The sequence below is a fragment of the Tenacibaculum sp. SDUM215027 genome (assembly GCF_050566205.1).
GTDB lineage: Bacteria > Bacteroidota > Bacteroidia > Flavobacteriales > Flavobacteriaceae > Polaribacter.
In genome coordinates this window covers 892,098-913,301 of the sequence record NZ_JBNXUE010000001.1, presented here as the reverse complement: position 1 = coordinate 913,301, position 21,204 = coordinate 892,098, and the positions used below count along the sequence as shown (strand labels likewise).

The following is a 21,204-nucleotide window of genomic DNA, read 5'->3' as shown; positions in this document are numbered from 1 at the left end:
TGGACGCTTGCGCTAGCAGGGGGAAGCAGGGATTTAACAAAAAGCTACATCTCCATCTCCAATTTCTGTTATTTCAAAATCATCTCCTTTAATTTTTAAACCACATCCATGTTCAATATCAAAGTCAACTCTAAATTGTAGTCCGTAAAGTTCTTGCTCATTTTGTTCATAAAGGACAAAAATATTCATAAGCTTAATATTATTTTGATTGACTTCTATATTAAGCTCTTTTTTAGCCCAATTTATAATAGCAGTAGCTGCTTTCTCATACCAAATAGAAGAACTATTTATAAATGTTGCTATTTGAGATTTATATGACTCTGTTAATTCTTCCTCAGATGCCTCTAAAGCATCAGATAGAGTTACACAAATTTCATTATTAGACACTTCTATTGAAGTGTAGAACTCTAAATCTTCATCAAAAATTACATCATTATTATTCATATACTTTTCATTTAATGACATTTTGCATTTAATTTTTTTGCTTTCTTTTTTGCTTCTGGGCTTTCATACTCTGTTCCTGTTGCCTTTTCAAAAGCAGCTACAGACCCTTTATGTGGTTTACTTGCATTATGATCTTCTGAACTAACTAACTGCATTTTAGCTGTATTAGTTTTAGGGTCATAATCTACATGATGCCAAACTACATCACCATGTTGATATTTGTGAGCATCTATTGTAACCTTACCACTTTTACCTGTAAGACCTACATTTTCATTTGCTGCCTTAAAGTCCCAATTTCTAGAACCTTTCATTTGAATAGTTGTTTCTGCTATAACTTTGTTTTTTGGAAATACTACTTCTTCTAAAAGACCTAACCTATCAACAAAGTAATTACTATCACTTACATAAGCATACATATTAGGCATTCCCCCAGCCAACCCAATTGGGTCTTGAGAACAGTACATCCCAGTATCAGGAGAATAGTACCTAAATCGATTATAAGCTAAATCGGTTTCCTCATCATAGTATTGTCCTTTTTATTTATTTTAATCATAGAATACGAGGGGATTCAGGTTATAATCTTTGATAAAAAGCCCAATCGTTAAGGTTAATAGAATCTTGGTTGACATCATCAAATTCTTCGCATATTACTTCAAATGTGTTGAAAAAAGGATCTTGAATTCTAGCGGAATATCCTCCGCTATGAGAGAGCATTGTTAAAACAACTACTTTATTATCAACCAATTTTTTAATAAATGACAGAAAATTATTTTCTATTTCGTAACGAAATAGAGGGAATCTTACAGAATTATTCTGCAAATATGGATATTTCTCTAATTGTTCGTTACGAATAATTTGATAAAGGATTTCAACATTATTATTGCTATTAGGTAGAAATAAAGTATAGTTTTCTTGATGAAACTTTAAGGTTTCAATGTAGAATTCATTTGCTTTTTCTTCATTAAAAATTGGTAATAGTATACTAATCATAATTTATCTACAACTTATTTTAGACTTTGGTCTATTGCTAGTTTTTGTATTCCCTCGGGCTTTTGCTATTTGTTTTTTACTTCCTTTATACGTAGTAGCGTCTAAATTCGAAAGAGTAGCTTTTTCTGTTTTGTAAAACGAACTTCTATTAAGAGCATTATCCTCTCCTATATCTATAAATTTATATCCGTCATTATGTCTGTCAACTATCCAATCAGCATTACCTTGGTTTGCTTTTATTTCCCATTCTGCACTACCGAATACCTCTTTATTAGCTCCTGATTTCCTAACGAGACTATTCCAATCTTTTTTTATAGTTCTAAATTCAGAATTAGGAAATAGCTCTTTCATTTGTTTTGCATAGTTTTCTACAGCTGATTGTCCTTCCCCTACAATAACATACATGTCTAACCCAAAAGGATCAACCCAACTATTACTATCAGCTACATAAGCATAAAAGTTCGGATTATTCCCAAGAAGCCCAATCGGGTCTTGGGAGATATAAGTTCCGCTATCAGGAGAGTAGTACCTAAACCTGTTATAATAAAGCCCAGTTTCAATATCTTCATACTGCCCCTGATATCTAAAAGGAATGAACGTTTTTTCTCCCGTAAAACTACGAGCTTTTCCATATATATCCAACTCACATTCCCATACTTTTTTACCACTACTATGATATGCCTGTATAGGTGTGCCTAAATGATCGGTTATAATGGAATAAGTCTCATTGTTTTGTATTTTTGCTTGTGGCACAAAGCTATCCTCTTCAAAAACCCAAGTAACTAAATCTTCCTTATCCGACAAACTCCATTCGTGTAAGGGCACATTTTTATCGTACACCCAATAGGTTATTTTTTGGTCGTTGCACTGCTTACTTATACGTCTTCCTAAAGCATCGTAAGTAAACGAAATAACATCTTTATTAGGTTTTATTACCTGTGAGAGCATTCCATTTTCTTCCCATGTATAAAGCCAAACCTCAACGCTTTTTTTAGCTCTTTTTTCTACTAAATTACCATTAGCATCATAGCTATATTCAAAATCTGGACATGATAATAACTGACCTGCTTTACCATAGGTTCGTTCGTTTTGTGCTTCGGTTTGGTATAAGTTTCCTACCGTATCGGGTAGTTTATAGTCAAAACTACCATCAGAGTACGCTGCTTTGGCTAAGTTATTAAAAGCATCATAACTAAAAGCGACTCCTTTGTTTGCTATGTTATCAAAAATTCGGGTAAGCTTGTCGTTAATATCCCAACTATAACGCCTATGTGTGGTTTGTTTTTCATTTACTGAGACCGCATGTACTTCAGGTTTTCCGTCGGGTCTTCTTTGCCATGTATTGGTTACTCCTCCTGGTAGGTTACGTTCTATTTCTAAGCCTAAAGCATCATAGGTATATTGTGCTTGCCAACTCGCTTCTTCTGTTTTAGCTAACGTATTGGCTACTGAGTTGTCTTTATTACGAGTAATAGCTATGTTAGCTCCTAAACTACTTTCTAAATGGGTACGATACCCCATAGCATTGTAGGTGCTTTTTACTTCGATACCGTTTTGGGTTTCGGTTACTATATTCCCTATTTCATCTCGTTTAAAAACAACGGTAGCGTCTTTGTTTATTGCTTGTACTAAGAGCCCGTTTTTATCATACTGGTAGGTTTCTTTATGCCCGCTAGGGTAAGCTACTTCACTTACTTTTCCTAAACGATCGTATGTTATTTTGGTACTTGCTCCTAAAGGATCTGTTTTTTCAACTACATTCCCTACTGGGTTTGTTAAATAACGTTGGGTTTTACCATCAAATCCTATTTCTTTAACGATGTGTCCTGCGGCATTACGTTTAAAACTGTATACGTTTTTTTCTTCGTTAACAATGGCATTTAGGTTATCGGCTCTGTCGTATTTAAATAGTATTTCTGTATTATTTTGTTTACGACTTAAAAGCTTGCCCGCAGGGTTGTATTTAAAGTTTATATTGTGTTGAGCATCTTTTAATTGTATTACATTACCTAAAGCATCGTATTCTAATTTAATATGATTGGCTTCCATAGTAACAATACTTGTTACGCGCCCTAAACTATCGTATCGATAATTTTCTGCTATATTTTCGCTGTTTTTTACTGTTAGCACTCTACCCAACTCATCGTATTTCCACTGGGTTACTACTTTATTATGGTCGGTTATTGTATTTAATTGGTACTGCTTTGTATAGGTAATATAGGTTCGTAAACCGTTGGCATTAATAACAGTGGTTAGTAAATTATTTTCATATTCGTAACGTGTAATGTCGTTACTATACCCTATTTGCGTAACGAGCTGCCCTATTTCGTTATATTCTAACAACATAACAGCTCCCATAGCATTAGTTGTACTTGTTAATTTATTATTTTCGTAAGTATACAATAATTCTGCTCCATTAGGTAACCGAATATGGGTTTGATTTCCATATAAATCGTAACCATAATAGGTATTTTGCCCAAGAGCATCGGTATAACAAATTAAATCGTCATTTAAATCATACTCCCAATATTCACTATATCCCAAAGGGTTTTGTACTTGTACTATTTTTTCATCATCAATATAATACGTAGTCGTGTTTCCTTTGCCGTCGGTTATTTTGGTAATGCCTTTTTCGTAAGCAAACTTCTCTACACTTGTACCATCTGTAAATCCTCGTTTGGTACATTTTGGTTCGTCTGTTTTGTTTTCATACTCCCAATAAAACACACCTCCGTTACCATCTGTTTTTCTCGTTAAAAAGTTGTTATTGTATTCAAATTTTTCGGTAACTCCTTCACTGTTGGTTACAGCAATTAGCCTATTTTCTTCATCGTATTCATAGCTAACCAAAGTGTGTATCTTTCCCTCAGCTAGTACTTGTACGTGCGCTACAAGGTTTTTATCGTTACGTAGCAAGGTAATTTCACGATTGGCTGTATCGGTAATAACAGCTAACAATCCGTTTTTATAATTCAAATCAATACTAAATTGATATTTTTGAATACTGGTAAGCTTATAATGGTTGTTTCCTAAAAAAATATCTTTGGTAAACACATACCATAAATCTTCTTCGTAATTTTCTATAATAATTTGATTGCCTTTGCGTTGGTAGATGATTTTTTCATCTTTAAACACATTTTCCTCCCCTTCTTCTATGTAAGGTATGGATACAATACTACCATTATTTTTTTTCCAGTTTATATATTGTTCGGTCACAACGAACTCTAGATATTGATCGAAATTATGCGTCCAAATAGTACCTAAATCGCTTTTATTGTAGGTTACCCAAGATTGGTTATTTCGTTTCCATGCAAATGGGATAATTCCTGGTAATTCAAAATCTATATCTTGGACATTTAACTGACCTGTTGGGATATGTAACATAGCTTTTTCTTTTTTTTAAGGTTTTTATGACGGGCAATTACAACCTTTCTTTAATTTTTTAGCAAGTTTTTTAAAGGTTTTACCTCCAAATTTCATTAAAAATTTTAACCCTCCTAACATGGCAAGTTTCATAACAACTCCCATTAAATCGGGTACCTGAGGGCCACCTACAATAACAGGAGATCCTGACGGTATAGGTATTGTAGTAGTGGTAGGCGTATACATATTGGGCGACCCTAAAGGAATCCCTATGCAACTACAAGTCATCATGTTATAACTTGCAACACTAAAGTAAGAGCCATCTACTTCTACTGTTTTACTACCAAAAAAATGCAAGCCTTCGTGGTCTATTAATGGCATGGTTGCAGGGTAAAATCCAGCCCCTAAAGGAAAGTGTTTCATGGTGCCTAAAGTAGCCATAGTACCTGCATTTGCTCGCTTTTGATTGTTTACATATACATTGGTACCTATAACTGGAATATAATCCATTGGGTCAAAAATCATTCCTATAAAAGGATGAGGTATGGGAATTGGTGCTGGTGATGGTGGTATAGTTACAAAATGAATGTCTATACCCATTGCTATATTCGTATGTTTTGATGCTGGTTGCATAATTTTAGGTATTCGTTATCATATTAACTGGTTCTATCATCTCTTCAGGTTTGAGTTTTTTCCAATTCTCTCCCCAAATACTCTTCGCTAAGCTTTCAATTGTTGCAGCTATATCTAATTCATTATTTCCATAATACTTGTCATATAGCTTACCACACACTAAATAAAAAGTAGTGTAACGTAACATTGTTTTATCCAGTTCTTTTACTGTTTCTAAACAGTTATTAAGTAGCTTATAGGCTTCTTTACTATTAAATTGTTTTATAGATAATTCTGAAGCTAATCGAATTGCTTCAATATAAGTTGGATAAACCTGATAACTTTCAGCGATCTCTGCTGTTTTTAAATAGTATTCGATCGCTTCGCTTTTATTTCTTTTTACATGATAAGTAGCTGCTGTAAAGTTATACCCTTGAATTAAGAGGGTTTCACAAACTGTGTCATCTTGAGTAATTCCATCATAACATGTTGCTATGGCTCTTTTGAATTTTTTTAAAGCTTCATCATACTTTTTTAGCTGAAAATACGCACTACCGTAAGTAATAAGTACTGTTGCTTCTAAACTTTTACTTGCTGCTTCTTTGGCAACTTCTATACCTTTATTTCCCCATAACTCAACTCCTCGTAAATTTTCTTTTTGAAGTTCTTCAAATACATTTAAAAGACAGGTATTTATAGCAATTCCAGGTTCATGAGCATCTCCAGAAGAAGCTACTATTTCTTTCATGGCCTGAAACATTCGTAAATTAGCCTCTATACTTACTTCTTTTATATGAGCTGGTATGTACCTAAAAGCTTTACTGTCTTTATAATCTACAACCATTATTCGAAGGTTATCCGGTAAAATTTCTGTTAAAGAGAGCACCCAATTCCCCCACTGTTTCCCTAACTGTTTTAAGTTTTGAGGCAACAAAACCAACACCAACTTAGTACTATTAGAAACAGATTGCGCAAAAGAACTCATACATTCTAAAAATTCTTGTTCTCTATTTTTTACAACTGTACCTTCATAAGGTTGACTTTGCCATTTTGGTAAAAATTCTTTAGGTATTTCATCTCGGTACTCCTGATTGTTCCATGTATCAATCCATGCATCTTTGAGTTTTAAAGCAAAAGGTTTCTCTTTATTATCTTCAAAAGGTATTGTAAACGGGAAAAAGAATTCTGATAAAACTCCATGTTCTCCTGATTCTAACAATACAAAAGCTTCTAACATTCTGTGCTCATTCTCTTCAATAAGCCACCTTACTAGTTTAGTGTCTTTTTTAACTTTCCTAAACCATTTAGTTTGTAATTGTGTAATTCTATGGGTAATAGCATTGTTTTCTTGCATAGCTAATTGATTTAATTCAAACTCAATTTAGCATTCCCTTTTACACTAGTTGTTACACCTTGAATATCTACTTTTTTACCTTCTAAATTATATTTACTAGTTTTTATATCTTGTGTTTTAGATTCAATTTTAAGATTCGATTGAGTTTTAATCTCTATCAAATCACTTCCTTCTTGCACTATTTTCTTAGAGTTTACAGTAACCTCATCTTTACCATCAATAGTAACTGACTTACTGGCCTCTATTTTAATTTCTTCAGAACTAAGAGTTATACTTTTAGGAGCACTAACACTAATGGTTTCATCTCCATTCAGTGTAATTGTACTTCCACTAGGATCACTAACTGTTACTTTTCCTTTTCCTTCATTATCATCAAACGTTATCGTGCTTCCACTACGAGTAGTAATGCTTTTTATTTTATTATTATCGCTTCCTCCAGCACCTGTTTTTCCATTAAAAAAACTACCCATCACAAACGGGCGATTAGGAGTATTGTACCTAAACCCTATCATTACCTGATCGCCTTCTTCTGGTATAAAAACAAACCCTCTATTGGTACTTACTTGATCGCTTTTACCTCCATCAGGGGTTAATACAGGAATCCAATTAGATTTCATGTTCTCAACTTGCCATTGAAATTTAACTTGAACTCTACCTTTATTTTCTGGATCTTTATTAGATATTACCGTAGCTAGCTGTGGTTCAGCAACAGGAAAATCAACTTCATAGTTAGTAGGCAAAACCTCTATACTTGAAGCAATCGCTGTAAAACTATTTTGATAATTACCCTCAGCTGCTTCATGTTCTATCTCTGTGATAATATATTCTCCATAAGGTTTTACCTCTTTTCCTGACTCTCCATCTTTAAATCCTGTTGCTAAAACTTTTATCACTGACCCTATCGATAAACCTTGTTTGTTTGACTTTCCTTTAATCACATGGTTACCAACCGTTTCTGAAGCCCTTAAAGATTCTATAGCTTTTTCAATTTTAGATTTATCATTAAAAACACCATTTAAGTGCTGATTTGAAGCTAGTTTAAACACATCTTTAGATGCTTTAAATGAATGAGACCCTAGTTCATTTAGTCCTTTTACATTGCTTTTTGCTTTTTCTGAATGTTTTTCATCTAATAGGTTGTTATAGGAAAATGCGCTAAAATTGTTGGGTTTAACTTCAACACCTAGATGTAGAGAAGGTAAATCTTTTCCGTAAATCAGTTCTATTGCTCCTTTTTGAGAAGAAGGTTTACCAAATAATAGCTTTTTACCATCGTAGTATAACCACTCATTATACTGTTTAGCTAAGCGTTTAATTAATGTATAATGACTTTCGTTATACTGACACTCATACTCTATCTCTTCTTTAAAAACTGGAGTTACTTCAGCTTTAACACTAGCTTGTTCTGTTACGTCTTTTATTATGCCAGACAAATCTTTTTTTAACCAAGATTGTAAATGCTTTCCTGCTTCTAACAAAATAGTTTTAGAATAACCTGAGATATGTAACCTACTCTCAAACCCGTTGTTATGCACTAATTCTATATTAGTTATTACTCCTGAAAAGCTATAATCTTCAAAAACGATCATCATATCTTTTCCAAGCCATTTTTTAGAAGCATCTATTGTGTGCGTTCCTATTTTTTCAATAACTTGATAATCTAATTCAACACAAAAAAAGTGATGATTATATATTTGTTGCGCTAAACTTATTGATTCGTAATATTCTATAAACTCCCCGTCTATACTAATTTTAGTATCAAATTTTTTCATAATTTATTTTTTTTATTCATAAAAGGTAAGCCCTTCAACATTACCCTTCTCTTTTAGTAAAGCTGTTAAATGTTTTTTTATTTTCATCATTTCTACACTAATAACACTATGGTTATCAGAACTAATTCTGTAAAGATGATTTTCATAAATTAACCATATCCAATTTATAGTATTGAATTTTATTTCTTTTTCTCTATACTTTTTCAGGCTATTAAAAACTAAAGACGCATCATTAGTTTTTTCAAAATCCCACTCTTCAATACTTATACATAAATCATTGTATTCTTGTTTTTCTTTTAACGATAAAATAGATAGAATTTTTAAGTTTTTAACTTTTAAAAAAGCTTTGTTTTCAAAATTTTGTGATAACTCTTCTAAAAAAACTTTAGGGTACTTTTTATAAATATATTTTTGAGATTCAGTAACCTTACATAGGTTAAAATTATCCTTAAGTTTTTTAAACAATTCATTAAGAGAACTATTATCTTCTTTCAATTCTGAAAACACAGTATAATACTTATTATCAATCTTTTGACCTAATGATGATGTACTCTTACATGCTAGTAAGAAAAACAACAAGATACATGTGTAAGTATGTGTTTTTTGGAAAATCATTTATCAAGGTATTAATTTTAACTTAGGTCTAGTAGCTCTTTCATAAATAACCTTAGCTAACTCTTTCGAACTAACTTCTTCTTCATTACTACACTTTGTAATTTGTTTAATTAAAGTATTAAATCTATTCCATTCTCCAACTCCACATATCTCAATACAGCCTATAGAACCAAAACCCGCTAAAGAATTAGCAGGACCTCTATGTATAAAAAGACCTGAATAAGCTCGCCAAGCCATTTCTCGCATTGTAGTTATGTAACTCCATTGCAGTGTATACTCTTGATTATCTTGAAGACCTACAACATGTGCTTCTTTAATCTTTGTACGCTTTACACCAAACCTAATAGCTTTAAATTCATGTGTTTTTTGAGTCTCTAGATTTTTTACATAAACCTTATACAAAGGAACTTCATATCTTTTTTTATCAGGACGATAAGGATAACTAGTGATTCTAGCTAAACCTTCTTTTTCATTTGTAACAATTATTTCAACCTTTTTCATATAGCTTAGGTATTAAAAAATCAATGCCTAAGTTTTCAAACTTAGGCATTGATTTATATTAAGCTACTGGCCAACGGTTATATAAATTAGCATTACCGATAAGCAATTCTTCAGCTGAGAAAGTAACTGTTAATTTCATTGGAATTTCATTGTTTACATCTAAATCTTCTTTGAAGTAAACGATGTAAGCGTTTTTAAATTCCACTTCTTTCATTTTTGAATCTTCATCTGTTTTCTTAAAAACAATTTTTCCATCTACTGCTTTAAATTGGCTATTTATCATTGCCTCAATAACAGATGTATCTGATGTAGACTCGATAGTTAAAGTAACTCTACCTCCGTTTACACTTGAAGATGGTTTACCTTTTGTATCTGTGTTTCTGTTTAAGCTGTACTCAGCTTGTAATACGTCGAATTCTTTTCCTGCGAATTCGAAACTTGCTCTAAATGATCCCATAGTTTCTTTTTTTGGGGTTAAACAATTAATTAAAAATACTTTTTAGAGCTTTCTCAATAAAAAAAAGAGAAAGCTTTAAACAATATAAAACCTTCTCTTTTTTTATTTTTTGGCGCCATTCTATAATGAAGAAGAAGATAACAAATATTGCCTATGTTGTAACAAATATAAACTTAAATTACTAACTACCAAATATTTTACTTAAAAAAATAATTGTTTTTTTTATAGAATCTATAACAAAAACCTTATAAATACTGACTCTAAGAACATATTATTTTCTTGTATTTTTGCTTTTAAAGTATTTTGTTTCTTTCTTAAGAATTTATATAATTTAACCCTATAGCTTTTTAGAAAGCTTCTTTATTTTTACATTATGCATTTTCCTGAAAAACTAAATCGAAAACTTACCCAAAGAGCTAATCAAAATGCTTTAAGAGAGCTTGGTAAAGAAAACAACCTTATAGACTTCTCTTCGAACGATTATTTAGGTTTTGCTAAATCTGAAGTTATTTTTGATAAAACACATCAGTTTTTAATTGATAATAACTTCAAAATTAATGGAGCAACAGGTTCTCGATTGCTTTCTGGAAATCATAAACTATATGCAACAGTTGAAAAGCAGCTAGCGAAACTTCACAATATAGAAACAGCTCTTATTTTTAATTCTGGTTACGATGCTAATATTGGTTTTTTTGCTTCCGTACCGCAACGTGGTGATATTATTTTATACGATGAGTTCATTCATGCCTCAATACGAGACGGAATTCAGCTATCCAATGCAAAATCTTTTAAGTTTAAACACAATGGCGTAAAAGATTTAGAAAAAAAAATTCTTCGTTTTGCTCAAGACGATAATTCTGAAATTTATGTGGTAACCGAATCTATTTTTTCCATGGATGGAGACTCCCCCGATTTAGTAATGATGTCACAAATAATTAATAAACATCCTAATGTGCATTTAGTCGTGGATGAAGCACATGCTTTAGGAGTTTTTGGCTTCGGATTGATTCAAAAACTACAGTTAGAAAATGCTGTTTTTGCTCGAATCATCACATTCGGAAAAGGACTAGGATGTCACGGTGCTGCTATCTTAGGAAGTGAACAACTGCAACAATACCTCATCAATTTTGCGCGTAGTTTTATTTATACTACTGGATTGTCTCCTCATTCGTTGGCCACCATTAAAATTGCTTATGATGAATTAGTTATTAGCAATTCTAAAAAAAAACTTCTACAAAACATTCAACATTTTATTACGGAATCTAACAGACTACAATTAAATTTTATTGAGAGTAATTCTTCTATTCATTGTTGTATTATTTCTGGAAATGAACGCGTAAAAAACATCGCTTTACAATTACAACAAAAAGGATTTGACATAAAGCCAATTTTATCACCTACAGTTCCTCCACATCAAGAACGCCTACGTTTTTGCTTACATTCTTACAATTCTAAAGAAGAAATCACCAATGTTTTAGAGAACCTTGCTACTTTTGTTTAAAAAATACGATGCAAGATAATCACACCATTTTAGCGGTATTCGAATACTCTTCTGAAGCACAAGTAATAAAAGCTAAATTAGAATCAGAAGATATTAAAACTATACTAATGGATGAAAAAACAATTGACTCTGATCCTTTAATCAGTCAAGCTATTGGTGGGGTAAAATTACTAGTACACAACAATGATTTAGAAAAAGCTGCTACTATTTATAACGAAATAAGAGATTACACGAAGGATGAAAACGAAAACAATATTCATTGTCCTAAATGTAATTCAACAAAAATATTAGTTGCCGATTTACAACGTAAGAACATCTTTTTTATGCTCTTCCCATTTTTTGAAAGTAGAAAATTAATCTGCAACGATTGTAAAACAATTTTTAAATGAAAAAATATTTTATCACAGGAATATCTACAGAAGTAGGCAAAACTGTCGTTTCTGCCATCGTAACCGAAGCTTTAAAAGCTGATTATTGGAAACCAATTCAGTCGGGTGATTTAGACTCTTCCGATACTCATAAAGTTGAAAAACTGATTTCAAACTCAACATCTGTTTTTCATCCAAATTCATATGCTTTACAAACACCTATGAGTCCGCATGCTTCTGCAGAAATCGATGGGATTACCATTGATATCAACAAAATTAAAGAACCTTCAACAAAAAACCATCTAGTTATTGAAGGTGCTGGAGGTTTACTCGTTCCTTTAAATGATAAAAACACCTTGTTAGATGTTATCAAACCTGATTATAGAGTCATTGTAGTTTCTCGTCATTATTTAGGAAGTATCAATCATACATTATTAACGGTAAACTTACTAAAAGAAAAAGGATTTGATGTTTCTTTAATCTTTTCTGGAAACGAACATAAAACTACCGAAGATATTATCAAAAAAATGACAAATGTTCCCATAATCGGACGCATTGAGGAAGAGCCTTACTTTGATAAAAATGTGATTAAAGAATACGCAGAACTATTTAAAGATAAATTATAAATGAAACCTGTTACCGCAAAACATCTTTGGTCTTTCCCTTTAATCTTTGGTTTTTTAGGGGCTGTTATAGGGTTAGTCTTGCGGTATGCTTTTACTGGTAGTATTACCAACTTTCCTTTTAAATTTGTATTACACTCCCATTCTCACATCATGTTATTAGGGTTTGTTTTCAACGCTTTAATCGTATTACTTTTCACGCGATTTACTAACGGAATCGATAAAACATCCTACTACCTATATCTTTCATTACAAGTTTGCGTTGCTGTTTTATTAGTAGGGTTTATTATTCAAGGGTACGTTTTAGTCACCATTTTATTTTCGACTTTACACTTATGGTTTAGCTACTGGCTTACTATTAGGTTATGGAAGCGATTGATAGGTGAAAAATCAGATTTATCACTAATTAAAATGGGGATTATTTTTCATTTTATATCATCAATAGGCCCGTATGCTTTAGGTCCGTTAATGGCAATGAAAATGCAAGCTTCACCATGGTATCAACAAGCTATTTTTTTCTATTTACACTTTCAATATTTCGGTTCATTTTTCCTTTGGATGCTTGCCATACTCTTTCAAAAAACAGCAATTAAGCTATCAAAAAAACAAATTCTACTTATAGTTTTTTCTTTGATCTTACTATATGCGCACTCATTAAAATATAGCTTCAGTTATCTGGCTATTCAAATTGCAGGAGGGATTAGTGCTGGAATTTTAATCATAATACTTTTCAACCTTAAAAATTCATTTCCAAAGCAAAAATTACAATACCAATTATTCTTTGGAATTCTACTATTAATTGGAATTTTGAACTGTTTTGGTAGTATCCCTTACTTTTCAAACTTAGTAGTAACCAATAGGTTTATGCTAATTGCTTGGTTACATCTACTCTTTTTAGGAATGTATCTTCCTTTTATTTGGATAGAATTAAATAAAAACATTCATAAAAGCACTTGGATTTCTTACGCTTTTTTCTTTCTCGCTTCTGAGCTCTTTTTAGTATTTCCTGCATTTTTTTCTGAATTGTTTTCAACCCCTATTATGTGGTTATTGTTTCTTGCTTATTTTGGCGTAGTTTTATGCATTTCTATTGTACATTTGACAGCTCTTTTTCAAAAGAATAAAACATATGAACTTACAAGAACGTGATAAAAAACACCTGTGGCATCCACTAAAACAACACCAAACACACCCTAATAGTTTGGGTATTGTAAAAGCAAAAGGATGCATACTAACCGATGAGCACGGAAACGAATATATCGATGCTATTTCCTCTTGGTATACCTGTATGTTTGGACATTGTAACGATTTTATCACCAGTCGAGTTTACAATCAAATGCAAACATTAGATCAAATAATGTTTAGCGATTTCACCCATGAACCCGCGGTAAAATTATCAGAAGAACTCATTAAAATACTTCCTGAAAATCAAAATAGAATCTTTTTTAATGACAATGGTTCTACAGCTGTTGAAGCAGGTATTAAAATGGCATTACAATACTATTTTAATAAAGGTGAAAAGCGCACTACCTTTATTGCTTTTGAAGATGGATTTCACGGCGATACGTTTGGAGCCATGTCTGTTTCTGGATTATCCGTTTACAATGGACCCTTTGAAGATTTTTTAATGGATATTCAACGTATTCCTGTTCCGAATGGAGAAAATAATGAAGTTATCGCACAACAATTACAGCAGATAATTTCAGAAAATAAAATTGCCGGATTCATTTATGAACCTTTAGTACAAGGTGCTGCTGGAATGAAAATCCATAACGCTGAAGATTTGAATAAAATCTTAGAGATTTGCAAAAAAAACGATATCTTAACCATTGCTGATGAAGTAATGACAGGTTTTGGAAAAACGGGCAACAATTTTGCTTCTGATGAAATCACTACAAAGCCTGATATTATATGCTTAAGCAAAGCGCTAACAGCTGGTTTGGTTCCGATGTCAATTACTTCGTGTACCGAAGAAATTTATACTGCTTTTTTAGCCAACGACACTGCTAAAGGTTTCTTTCATTGTCATACCTATTCTGCTAATCCAATTGCATGTAGCGCGGCATTAGCAAGTATTGAGTTATTGCAAACCAAAGAAATTCAAGATAATATTGAGTATATTTCAAATACTCACAAGGCTTTTGCTAAGAAAATTGAAAACCATCCGAAAGTTACCTCTACGAGACACAAAGGTGTCATTTTAGCTATCGATTTAAACACCAACTCTGGTCGTTACGGAACGCTACGTGACCAACTTTTAAAATCTTTTATGGATGATGGAGTTTTCTTACGTCCGCTAGGAAACACCATTTACATTCAACCGCCTTATGTGATTACTAAAAAACAACTTGACAAAGTATATATGACAATTGAAAAGGTTCTAGATACTCTCTAGAATCTTTTCTTTCTCTAGTAAATTAATTTCTTCTTGGGTTTCTTTAATTATCACATATAAATCTTCGTAAATCCATTCTCCATCTACCTTAATTCCTCTAACTACCAAAGTACCTTCTCCCTTATTTCCTCTTATAGGAATGGAAAAATCTACATTTCCATCGTCGTTAGTAAGAGAAATATTTCCAGAGGGAATTCTGTATTGTTCAATCGGTTCTCCTAAATTCTCAATAACCAATTTATTTTTAGATGCTTGTTCAATAGCATATTCAACAGGGGTTGAATTTGTCATTATTTTTGACACTCCAAAAAATGCCGCTCCTACACCTAAAACAATTAATAAAATAAACCCTAGGCACCCCGTTAATGGTATAAACCACAACCAATTTCTTCCAAACCAACTTTTTTGACGTTGCTCACTCATAACTTTAATAATTTTATACCAAGATAAATATTTTTATTTTCTTTAGAATACTTGATTTTACCTTTATTTTTGCTGAAATTTTATCGTGTTGAAAGAACTCATCTCAATAACATCATTTGCTTCTGTTTCTGCCTTAGGAAGTACTCCTGAAAAAATATGGGAGTGTTATCTAAATAATCAACATTTTTTAAGTTTTAAAGACTTTGAAGATTCCAAAGCATGGGTAGCACAATTACCTGATGAAGATAAACGTGCTATTGAAGGTGTTAGAAACTCTGATAATAAATACAAAAATTTAGACCCGTCTGTTTTGTACACTCTTTTTGTTGCTAGAAAAGCAATGGAACAAACAAACTGGAAAGCTTCTGATAACTTCGGAATTAATATTGGTTCTTCTCGTGGCGCAACTTCCTTGTTTGAAAAATACCACAAAGAATTTTTAGCAACAGGTAAATCATCTACATTAAGCTCTCCAACAACTACCTTAGGAAATATCTCTTCTTGGATAGCTCACGATTTGCAAAGTAACGGGCCAGAAATTTCACATTCCATTACCTGTTCAACAGGATTACACTCCTTGTTAAATGGAATTGCTTGGTTACAATCGGGGATGTCAGAAAAATTTATGATTGGTGCTAGCGAAGCTTCATTGACCGATTTTACCATCGCACAAATGCAGGCTTTAAAAGTATATTCCAAAGAAAAAAACGGATATCCATGTAAGGCTTTTGACTTAAATAAAACGAAAAACACCATGGTGTTGGGAGAAGCTGCTTCGGTATTTTGTTTAGAACAAGGAGAGAAAAAAAATGCCTTAGCTTTTATTGAAGGAATTGGATATGCTACCGAAGTTCTAAAACACAACACCTCTGTAACCACAAACGCTGAGTGTTTTCAAAAATCGATGAAAATGGCTTTAGGAACAATTTCTCCTGATGAAATTGACGCCATTGTAATGCATGCACCAGGAACCATTAAAGGAGATCAGTCTGAAATTAATGCAATTCAAAAAGTATTTTGTAACAAAACTCCTTTTTTAACTACTAATAAATGGAAACTTGGTCACACTTTTGGTGCTTCTGGCTTGTTAAGTTTAGAGTTAGCAATGTTAATGATACAACATCAACAAGTAATTGAAGTTCCTTTTACTGAACCTCAACAAGCTCCTAAAAAACTCAATAAAATATTAGTAAATGCTGTTGGTTTTGGGGGGAATGCGGTTTCTGTTTTAATTACAACGAAAAACACTTAAAAGCAATCGATAAAGGCAATTCTCCTTCCGAAGAAAAATAAGACTCATAAAATTCCGCTTTCGAAGCGGAATTTTTTATTTTTACCACCACAAACAACTCGAATTTATGACTGAAATTAGACACGATTGGACGAAAGAGGAAATTCTAGAAGTATACAACAAGCCTTTAATGGAGCTTTTGTATGAAGCTTCAACTATGCATAGAAAATATCACGACCCAAACACTGTACAAGTAAGTACCTTAATTTCTATTAAAACTGGTGGATGCTCTGAAGACTGTGGATATTGTCCGCAAGCAGCACGTTATCATACCAATGTTGAAGGAAATGATTTGATGACTGTAAACCAAGTAAAAGCACAAGCCTTACGCGCAAAAGAAGGTGGTTCATCAAGAGTTTGTATGGGAGCAGCTTGGAGAAATGTAAAAGACGGACCTGAATTTGACCAAGTGTTAGAAATGGTGCGTAGTATTAATAAACTAGACATGGAAGTTTGTTGTACGTTAGGAATGGTGACTGAAAACCAAGCAAAGCGTTTAGCTGAAGCTGGTCTGTATGCATACAACCATAACATTGATACTTCAGAGGATTATTACGACGATGTAATTTCTACTCGTGCCTTTAAAGATAGAGTAGATACGATTGAAAATGTACGTAAAACAAATGTAACTGTTTGTTCTGGGGGAATTATTGGTATGGGAGAATCGTTAGAAGATAGAGCGGGAATGCTTGAAACCTTAACTCGTTTTTCTCCACACCCTGAGTCTGTACCTATTAACGCATTAGTAGCAGTAGAAGGTACTCCGTTAGAAGAGCAACCTCCTGTAAACATTTTTGAAATGGTTCGTATGGTAGCTACGGCTCGTATCGTATTACCAGACTCACAAGTGCGTTTATCAGCAGGTAGAACGCAAATGAGTAGAGAAGGTCAAGCAATGTGTTTTTTTGTAGGAGCTAATTCAATTTTTGCTGGAGATAAATTATTAACTACTCCAAACCCTGACATTAACGAGGATATGAAAATGTTTGAAGATTTAGGGTTAAACACTCAGAAACCGTTCTTTAAACACGAACAACGAGAATCTGTTGAAGCAGAGAATTCTCAATACGAAGCATTGGGTGAAAAACCAAAATGGACGAGACCAGATCATAAGATTGAACGTAACGAACAAAAAAAGCAAGAGGCTAAAGAAGTAAGAGCCTAATTAAATAAAAAAAACGTCAAATTAATTTGACGTTTTTTTTTGTCATTTTAATAAATAGTTCCATTCCTTGTCTGCTTCCCGATGAGTTGTAACAAGGTTCCATACTTCCTTTAAAATATGGTATAAAGTATCCTTCATATTCTTTTTTACTTCCTCCAAAAGGCGGATGGTCTTCATTTAGTACTGCATCAAACAGCAAGCCAACTAACTTTCCCTCGTCGGTTAATAATTCATTTACTTTTTGCACATACTTTGGTCGTAATTCAGGATTTATAGCGCAGAAAAAAGTTTGTTCAACAATTACATTAAAAGAACTTTTTAAATCGAAAAAATCAGCATGAATTAAATTTTCTTTTGGAAAGTTAGGAACTCTATTTTGTATTCTTTTTAAAGGTTCTTCAGCAATATCAACTACAAAAACATTCTTAAATCCTTTGTTGAATAAATATTCCGCCTCGTATGAGTTCCCTCCTCCAGGTATTAAAATCCGAATGCTTTTATCTTCTAATTGACTAAAATATTCTTTTAACGGATTTGAAATCTCTCCTAAATCCCATCCAGTTTTATTATGTAGGTATTTATTGTTCCAAAACGTCTCGGATAATTCAATCATTGCATTGACTTTAATATACTCACAAATTTAAGAATAATGTATTTAGCCTTGTTGCTTATGTTAAAATTGATAGAAATAAAAAAGCGATGTTTTAAACATCGCTTTTTATTAGAAGTCAAACCCTATGTAAAACTGCCAGACTCTATTTTTGGGTTTATCTTCATCATAAATATCATTTAATCCTAAATGGTATCTTACTCCTAAACTTACTCCGCTATTTGTTTTAAAACCACCTCCAAAATTCAAACCCCAATCAAAATTTCTAGGATCAAACTCTTTTGAGGTATCATACAGTATAAAGCCACTATCAAAAATTTCTTTATGTGCTATTGAAAGCCCTATTTGAGGTCCTATCTCTAAAAAAAAGTTTTGTGATGGGTACAGTTTTACCATTAGTGGAAGGTTGATGTAATCTAACTTCTGTTTATATGTACCTCCTCCATCTATAATCTTATATCCTTGTTGCGAATACAGTAATTCCAATTGAAGTGAAACATTACTACCTATAAACGATTCTCCATAAAAACCTATATGAAACCCATGTAGTTGTGCTGTTTCAGAATCCCCATCAAAACTCACTGCTGATAAATTATATCCTCCTTTAATACCAACTTTAGATTTCTTATCATCATTTTGTGCGTATATAGACACACTAATCATTGCTATAAATAATAGTATTAACTGATTTTTTCTCATTTTTATCGATTTAGTTTTATAATCTACCTTCCTCCATTAGCTTGTAAATCTGCTATACATTGGCTATCTAAAGTTGGTATTTGATTTGATGAAAATATATTTCCTATACCTTGGCTTGTTTCCGCTGCCCAATACATTAAACAATTTTCCTCGTTACAGTGTTTCGGATGCTCCGCATCTTCATGATTAGACTGTAAAGGAGTTCCTAAATTTGTAAGTCCTAGAATATGACCAAATTCATGATGAATTACACTAGATTCTAACAAACTTCTTTCTGGTTCAAATGCACCATTACTTAGTTCTCTAATAGTTTCTTCAAAAATTACAAATGACGTATTATAGTATGCAGTACCTAAAACAAAAGAAGAATCTGAGTCTTTTGATGATTTACCATTTACAAATAATGCCCAAACCGCTATAGTATTTTGTGTATTATAATAAGTTCTGTACTGATTTTCTATAGCTACAATGTCATTAATTGTATATACTTCTTTTCCAGTATCAGGTATTAGTTTCGTATATAACTCTACTCCGTTTGATTTAAAAGTTCTTTCTTCAATAAAGCTTTTAAAATTATTCTTTGCTTCTTCTGTAGGCTCAAAACCTTCAATATAAGCTAGCTCTACAATCATCTTTTTATAGATATTGTCTGATAACAAATCATTTGCTGATACTCCTGTAGGTTTTCTATTCTCTTTTACAACCTCAACATCATCATTAACTATTGATTCACTTTCTGTAGAGCATGCCCCAAATAAAACACTGAATAGTAAAACTGTAAAAAACTTTTTTCTCATTATTATTCCTTTACCTTACTTACGTAATTTTATTATCGTTGATTTTTAAAACTTTAGGCTACTACTAGAGTAGCCATAAAGTTCCAAAATCAACTAATTTAAGAGTTCTTTAATTCTTTATATCTTTTTAAATGTTAGCGTTACTGAAGTATCTGTTTTACTTTGCAATGTTAACAAAGTACTTGTGTAAGTGGTTACAACCCATTCATTATTTAAAGCACTTACGGCTGTTCCAGTTCCAAATTCTACTTCTAAAAGTACTCTGGTATCTGAATCTACATCATATTCTCCTTCAATATCTTCTTGAGTTGTGTCAATAGTGTTTTTTACTATCAATTTTTCATCATTTGTAAACTCTATAGTATATGCAGCAAAGTCTTCTACTTTATCTACACCACCTGTAACAAAGCTTTCTACTTTAAAAGTAGCTTTACTAACTATACTTTCTAATTCATCAGCTGACTCTTCTGCCGCTTCTTCTGCTTCTTCATAAGAAATACACTCTTCAACAGCATCTTCAAACTCAGAGTCATTATTAATTTCTACCGATGTACCATCACTTAAAGTTACAGTTATTGGATATTTTACAGAAAATAAGTCGTCTGAATCTAAATCATCTACAAAACTATACAACTGCTCTTCTGATTCTATTACAACAGCACCTGTTTGCTCTAAATTAATATCATAAGTTAGAATTGATATTGGAAAATCTATTTTTGCACAAGAGATTGCATCTTCCATATCATCAGAAGCTTCATCACATTTTCTATTTAATTCTTCTAATTCAGTTTGTGATGTAATGCTAACTTCTGTATAGTCGTTTAACTTTACTTTTATTGGAAACTTAAACGCTACTGTATCATCATCATCATTAAATTCATCTATTATTTCTAAAGCTAACTCATAATCTACTTCATTTTTTATGATTATTTCAATCCCATTCACAGTTGCTGTAACTGGAAATATCAACTCTGCACATGAATTTCCATCTAAAAAATCGTCTTTACCTCCATCATTCATTCCTGTTCGTTTAAACTTTTTTGCAACTTCAGAAGTTGGAGCAATCGCATTTGGATTATTTCCTATTTGTTCGTTTTCTTCTGATTGACAAGAGGTAAAAATTGTCAAAGTAGTTAATGTAATTATGGTTACTAATTTTATCGTTTTCATCTTAATAAATTTTAATTTTTTAAACATTTATTTTTTGAGCTCTTTCTGTCCTTT

Annotated in this window: 22 protein-coding genes and 1 pseudogene; 7 read left to right on the top strand and 16 right to left on the bottom strand. The window is 32.3% G+C overall.

Annotated elements, in window-relative coordinates:
* Positions 1–33: 33 nt before the first annotated feature.
* The 11 genes and pseudogenes from ACQYZ7_RS04180 to tssD all read right to left on the bottom strand — a co-directional run bounded on the left by ACQYZ7_RS04180 (position 34) and on the right by tssD (position 10,108).
* Positions 34–465 (bottom strand): hypothetical protein, encoded by a 432-nt coding sequence (locus tag ACQYZ7_RS04180; protein ID WP_430728524.1) that lies wholly within the window; start codon positions 463–465, stop codon positions 34–36.
* Complete coding sequence (locus ACQYZ7_RS04175) at positions 456–755, bottom strand: HNH endonuclease (protein WP_430728873.1); 300 nt, start codon at positions 753–755, stop codon at positions 456–458. The genes ACQYZ7_RS04180 and ACQYZ7_RS04175 overlap by 10 nt, the downstream gene beginning before the upstream one ends.
* A 66-nt stretch (positions 756–821) precedes the next feature.
* A pseudogene (locus ACQYZ7_RS04170) lies at positions 822–968 on the bottom strand (RHS repeat-associated core domain-containing protein); the annotation flags it as partial.
* Positions 969–1,017: 49 nt separating this feature from the next.
* Entirely contained in the window at positions 1,018–1,434 is a 417-nt protein-coding gene (locus ACQYZ7_RS04165; RefSeq protein WP_430728523.1) for a hypothetical protein, read from the bottom strand.
* A gap of 3 nt (positions 1,435–1,437) precedes the next feature.
* Positions 1,438–4,818 (bottom strand): RHS repeat-associated core domain-containing protein, encoded by a 3,381-nt coding sequence (locus tag ACQYZ7_RS04160; protein WP_430728522.1) that lies wholly within the window; start codon positions 4,816–4,818, stop codon positions 1,438–1,440.
* Positions 4,819–4,842: 24 nt separating this feature from the next.
* Positions 4,843–5,430, bottom strand: coding sequence for a hypothetical protein (locus ACQYZ7_RS04155; RefSeq protein WP_430728521.1), 588 nt, complete (start codon positions 5,428–5,430; stop codon positions 4,843–4,845).
* A gap of 4 nt (positions 5,431–5,434) precedes the next feature.
* Positions 5,435–6,763 (bottom strand): tetratricopeptide repeat protein, encoded by a 1,329-nt coding sequence (locus ACQYZ7_RS04150; RefSeq protein WP_430728520.1) that lies wholly within the window; start codon positions 6,761–6,763, stop codon positions 5,435–5,437.
* Between the two features lie 11 nt (positions 6,764–6,774).
* Complete coding sequence (locus ACQYZ7_RS04145; RefSeq protein WP_430728519.1) at positions 6,775–8,535, bottom strand: type VI secretion system Vgr family protein; 1,761 nt, start codon at positions 8,533–8,535, stop codon at positions 6,775–6,777.
* Positions 8,536–8,547: 12 nt separating this feature from the next.
* Positions 8,548–9,150: a hypothetical protein gene (locus tag ACQYZ7_RS04140; protein WP_430728518.1), complete on the bottom strand. Its 603-nt coding sequence runs from the start codon at positions 9,148–9,150 to the stop codon at positions 8,548–8,550.
* 3 nt (positions 9,151–9,153) lie between these two features.
* On the bottom strand, positions 9,154–9,651 hold the full coding sequence (locus ACQYZ7_RS04135; RefSeq protein WP_430728517.1) for a hypothetical protein: 498 nt from the start codon (positions 9,649–9,651) through the stop codon (positions 9,154–9,156).
* A 58-nt stretch (positions 9,652–9,709) separates the two neighbouring features.
* Positions 9,710–10,108, bottom strand: coding sequence for a type VI secretion system tube protein TssD (gene tssD / locus ACQYZ7_RS04130; RefSeq protein WP_430728516.1), 399 nt, complete (start codon positions 10,106–10,108; stop codon positions 9,710–9,712).
* Between the two features lie 373 nt (positions 10,109–10,481).
* Here tssD and ACQYZ7_RS04125 point away from each other — a divergent pair, with 373 nt between their 5' ends.
* From ACQYZ7_RS04125 to bioA, 5 genes are read left to right on the top strand one after another with little or no spacing between them, the layout of a single operon-like run.
* Entirely contained in the window at positions 10,482–11,609 is a 1,128-nt protein-coding gene (locus ACQYZ7_RS04125; RefSeq protein WP_430728515.1) for an aminotransferase class I/II-fold pyridoxal phosphate-dependent enzyme, read from the top strand.
* Positions 11,610–11,617: 8 nt separating this feature from the next.
* Positions 11,618–11,998 carry a DUF2007 domain-containing protein gene (locus ACQYZ7_RS04120; RefSeq protein WP_430728514.1) on the top strand — a complete coding sequence of 127 codons (381 nt, stop codon included), beginning with the start codon at positions 11,618–11,620 and terminating at the stop codon, positions 11,996–11,998.
* Positions 11,995–12,603, top strand: coding sequence for a dethiobiotin synthase (gene bioD / locus ACQYZ7_RS04115; RefSeq protein WP_430728513.1), 609 nt, complete (start codon positions 11,995–11,997; stop codon positions 12,601–12,603). The genes ACQYZ7_RS04120 and bioD overlap by 4 nt, the downstream gene beginning before the upstream one ends.
* Positions 12,604–13,749 (top strand): hypothetical protein, encoded by a 1,146-nt coding sequence (locus ACQYZ7_RS04110; protein ID WP_430728512.1) that lies wholly within the window; start codon positions 12,604–12,606, stop codon positions 13,747–13,749.
* Positions 13,730–14,995, top strand: coding sequence for an adenosylmethionine--8-amino-7-oxononanoate transaminase (gene bioA / locus ACQYZ7_RS04105; RefSeq protein ID WP_430728511.1), 1,266 nt, complete (start codon positions 13,730–13,732; stop codon positions 14,993–14,995). The genes ACQYZ7_RS04110 and bioA overlap by 20 nt, the downstream gene beginning before the upstream one ends.
* Here the strand turns inward: bioA and ACQYZ7_RS04100 are convergent.
* On the bottom strand, positions 14,981–15,418 hold the full coding sequence (locus ACQYZ7_RS04100) for a cytochrome c oxidase assembly factor Coa1 family protein (RefSeq protein WP_430728510.1): 438 nt from the start codon (positions 15,416–15,418) through the stop codon (positions 14,981–14,983). The two genes, bioA and ACQYZ7_RS04100, sit on opposite strands and share 15 nt — an antisense overlap.
* Before the next feature lie 88 nt (positions 15,419–15,506).
* Here ACQYZ7_RS04100 and ACQYZ7_RS04095 point away from each other — a divergent pair, with 88 nt between their 5' ends.
* Together ACQYZ7_RS04095 and bioB are read left to right on the top strand one after the other, a co-directional pair.
* Complete coding sequence (locus ACQYZ7_RS04095; protein ID WP_430728509.1) at positions 15,507–16,670, top strand: beta-ketoacyl synthase N-terminal-like domain-containing protein; 1,164 nt, start codon at positions 15,507–15,509, stop codon at positions 16,668–16,670.
* A gap of 106 nt (positions 16,671–16,776) precedes the next feature.
* Positions 16,777–17,874 (top strand): biotin synthase BioB, encoded by a 1,098-nt coding sequence (gene bioB, locus ACQYZ7_RS04090; protein ID WP_430728508.1) that lies wholly within the window; start codon positions 16,777–16,779, stop codon positions 17,872–17,874.
* A gap of 16 nt (positions 17,875–17,890) precedes the next feature.
* Here bioB and ACQYZ7_RS04085 read toward each other — a convergent pair whose 3' ends face one another.
* The 4 genes from ACQYZ7_RS04085 to ACQYZ7_RS04070 form a co-directional block, all read right to left on the bottom strand.
* The gene (locus ACQYZ7_RS04085) at positions 17,891–18,487 is read right to left on the bottom strand and encodes a methyltransferase domain-containing protein (RefSeq protein ID WP_430728507.1); all 597 of its coding nucleotides are present in this window, start codon (positions 18,485–18,487) and stop codon (positions 17,891–17,893) included.
* A gap of 108 nt (positions 18,488–18,595) precedes the next feature.
* Positions 18,596–19,183, bottom strand: a complete 588-nt coding sequence (locus tag ACQYZ7_RS04080) for a porin family protein (RefSeq protein ID WP_430728506.1) — start codon at positions 19,181–19,183, stop codon at positions 18,596–18,598.
* Positions 19,184–19,206: 23 nt separating this feature from the next.
* Complete coding sequence (locus ACQYZ7_RS04075; protein WP_430728505.1) at positions 19,207–19,980, bottom strand: membrane metalloprotease; 774 nt, start codon at positions 19,978–19,980, stop codon at positions 19,207–19,209.
* 117 nt (positions 19,981–20,097) lie between these two features.
* A complete protein-coding gene (locus ACQYZ7_RS04070) occupies positions 20,098–21,150 on the bottom strand; it encodes a hypothetical protein (protein WP_430728504.1) in 1,053 nt (350 codons plus the stop codon).
* Between the last annotated feature and the right edge of the window lie 54 nt (positions 21,151–21,204).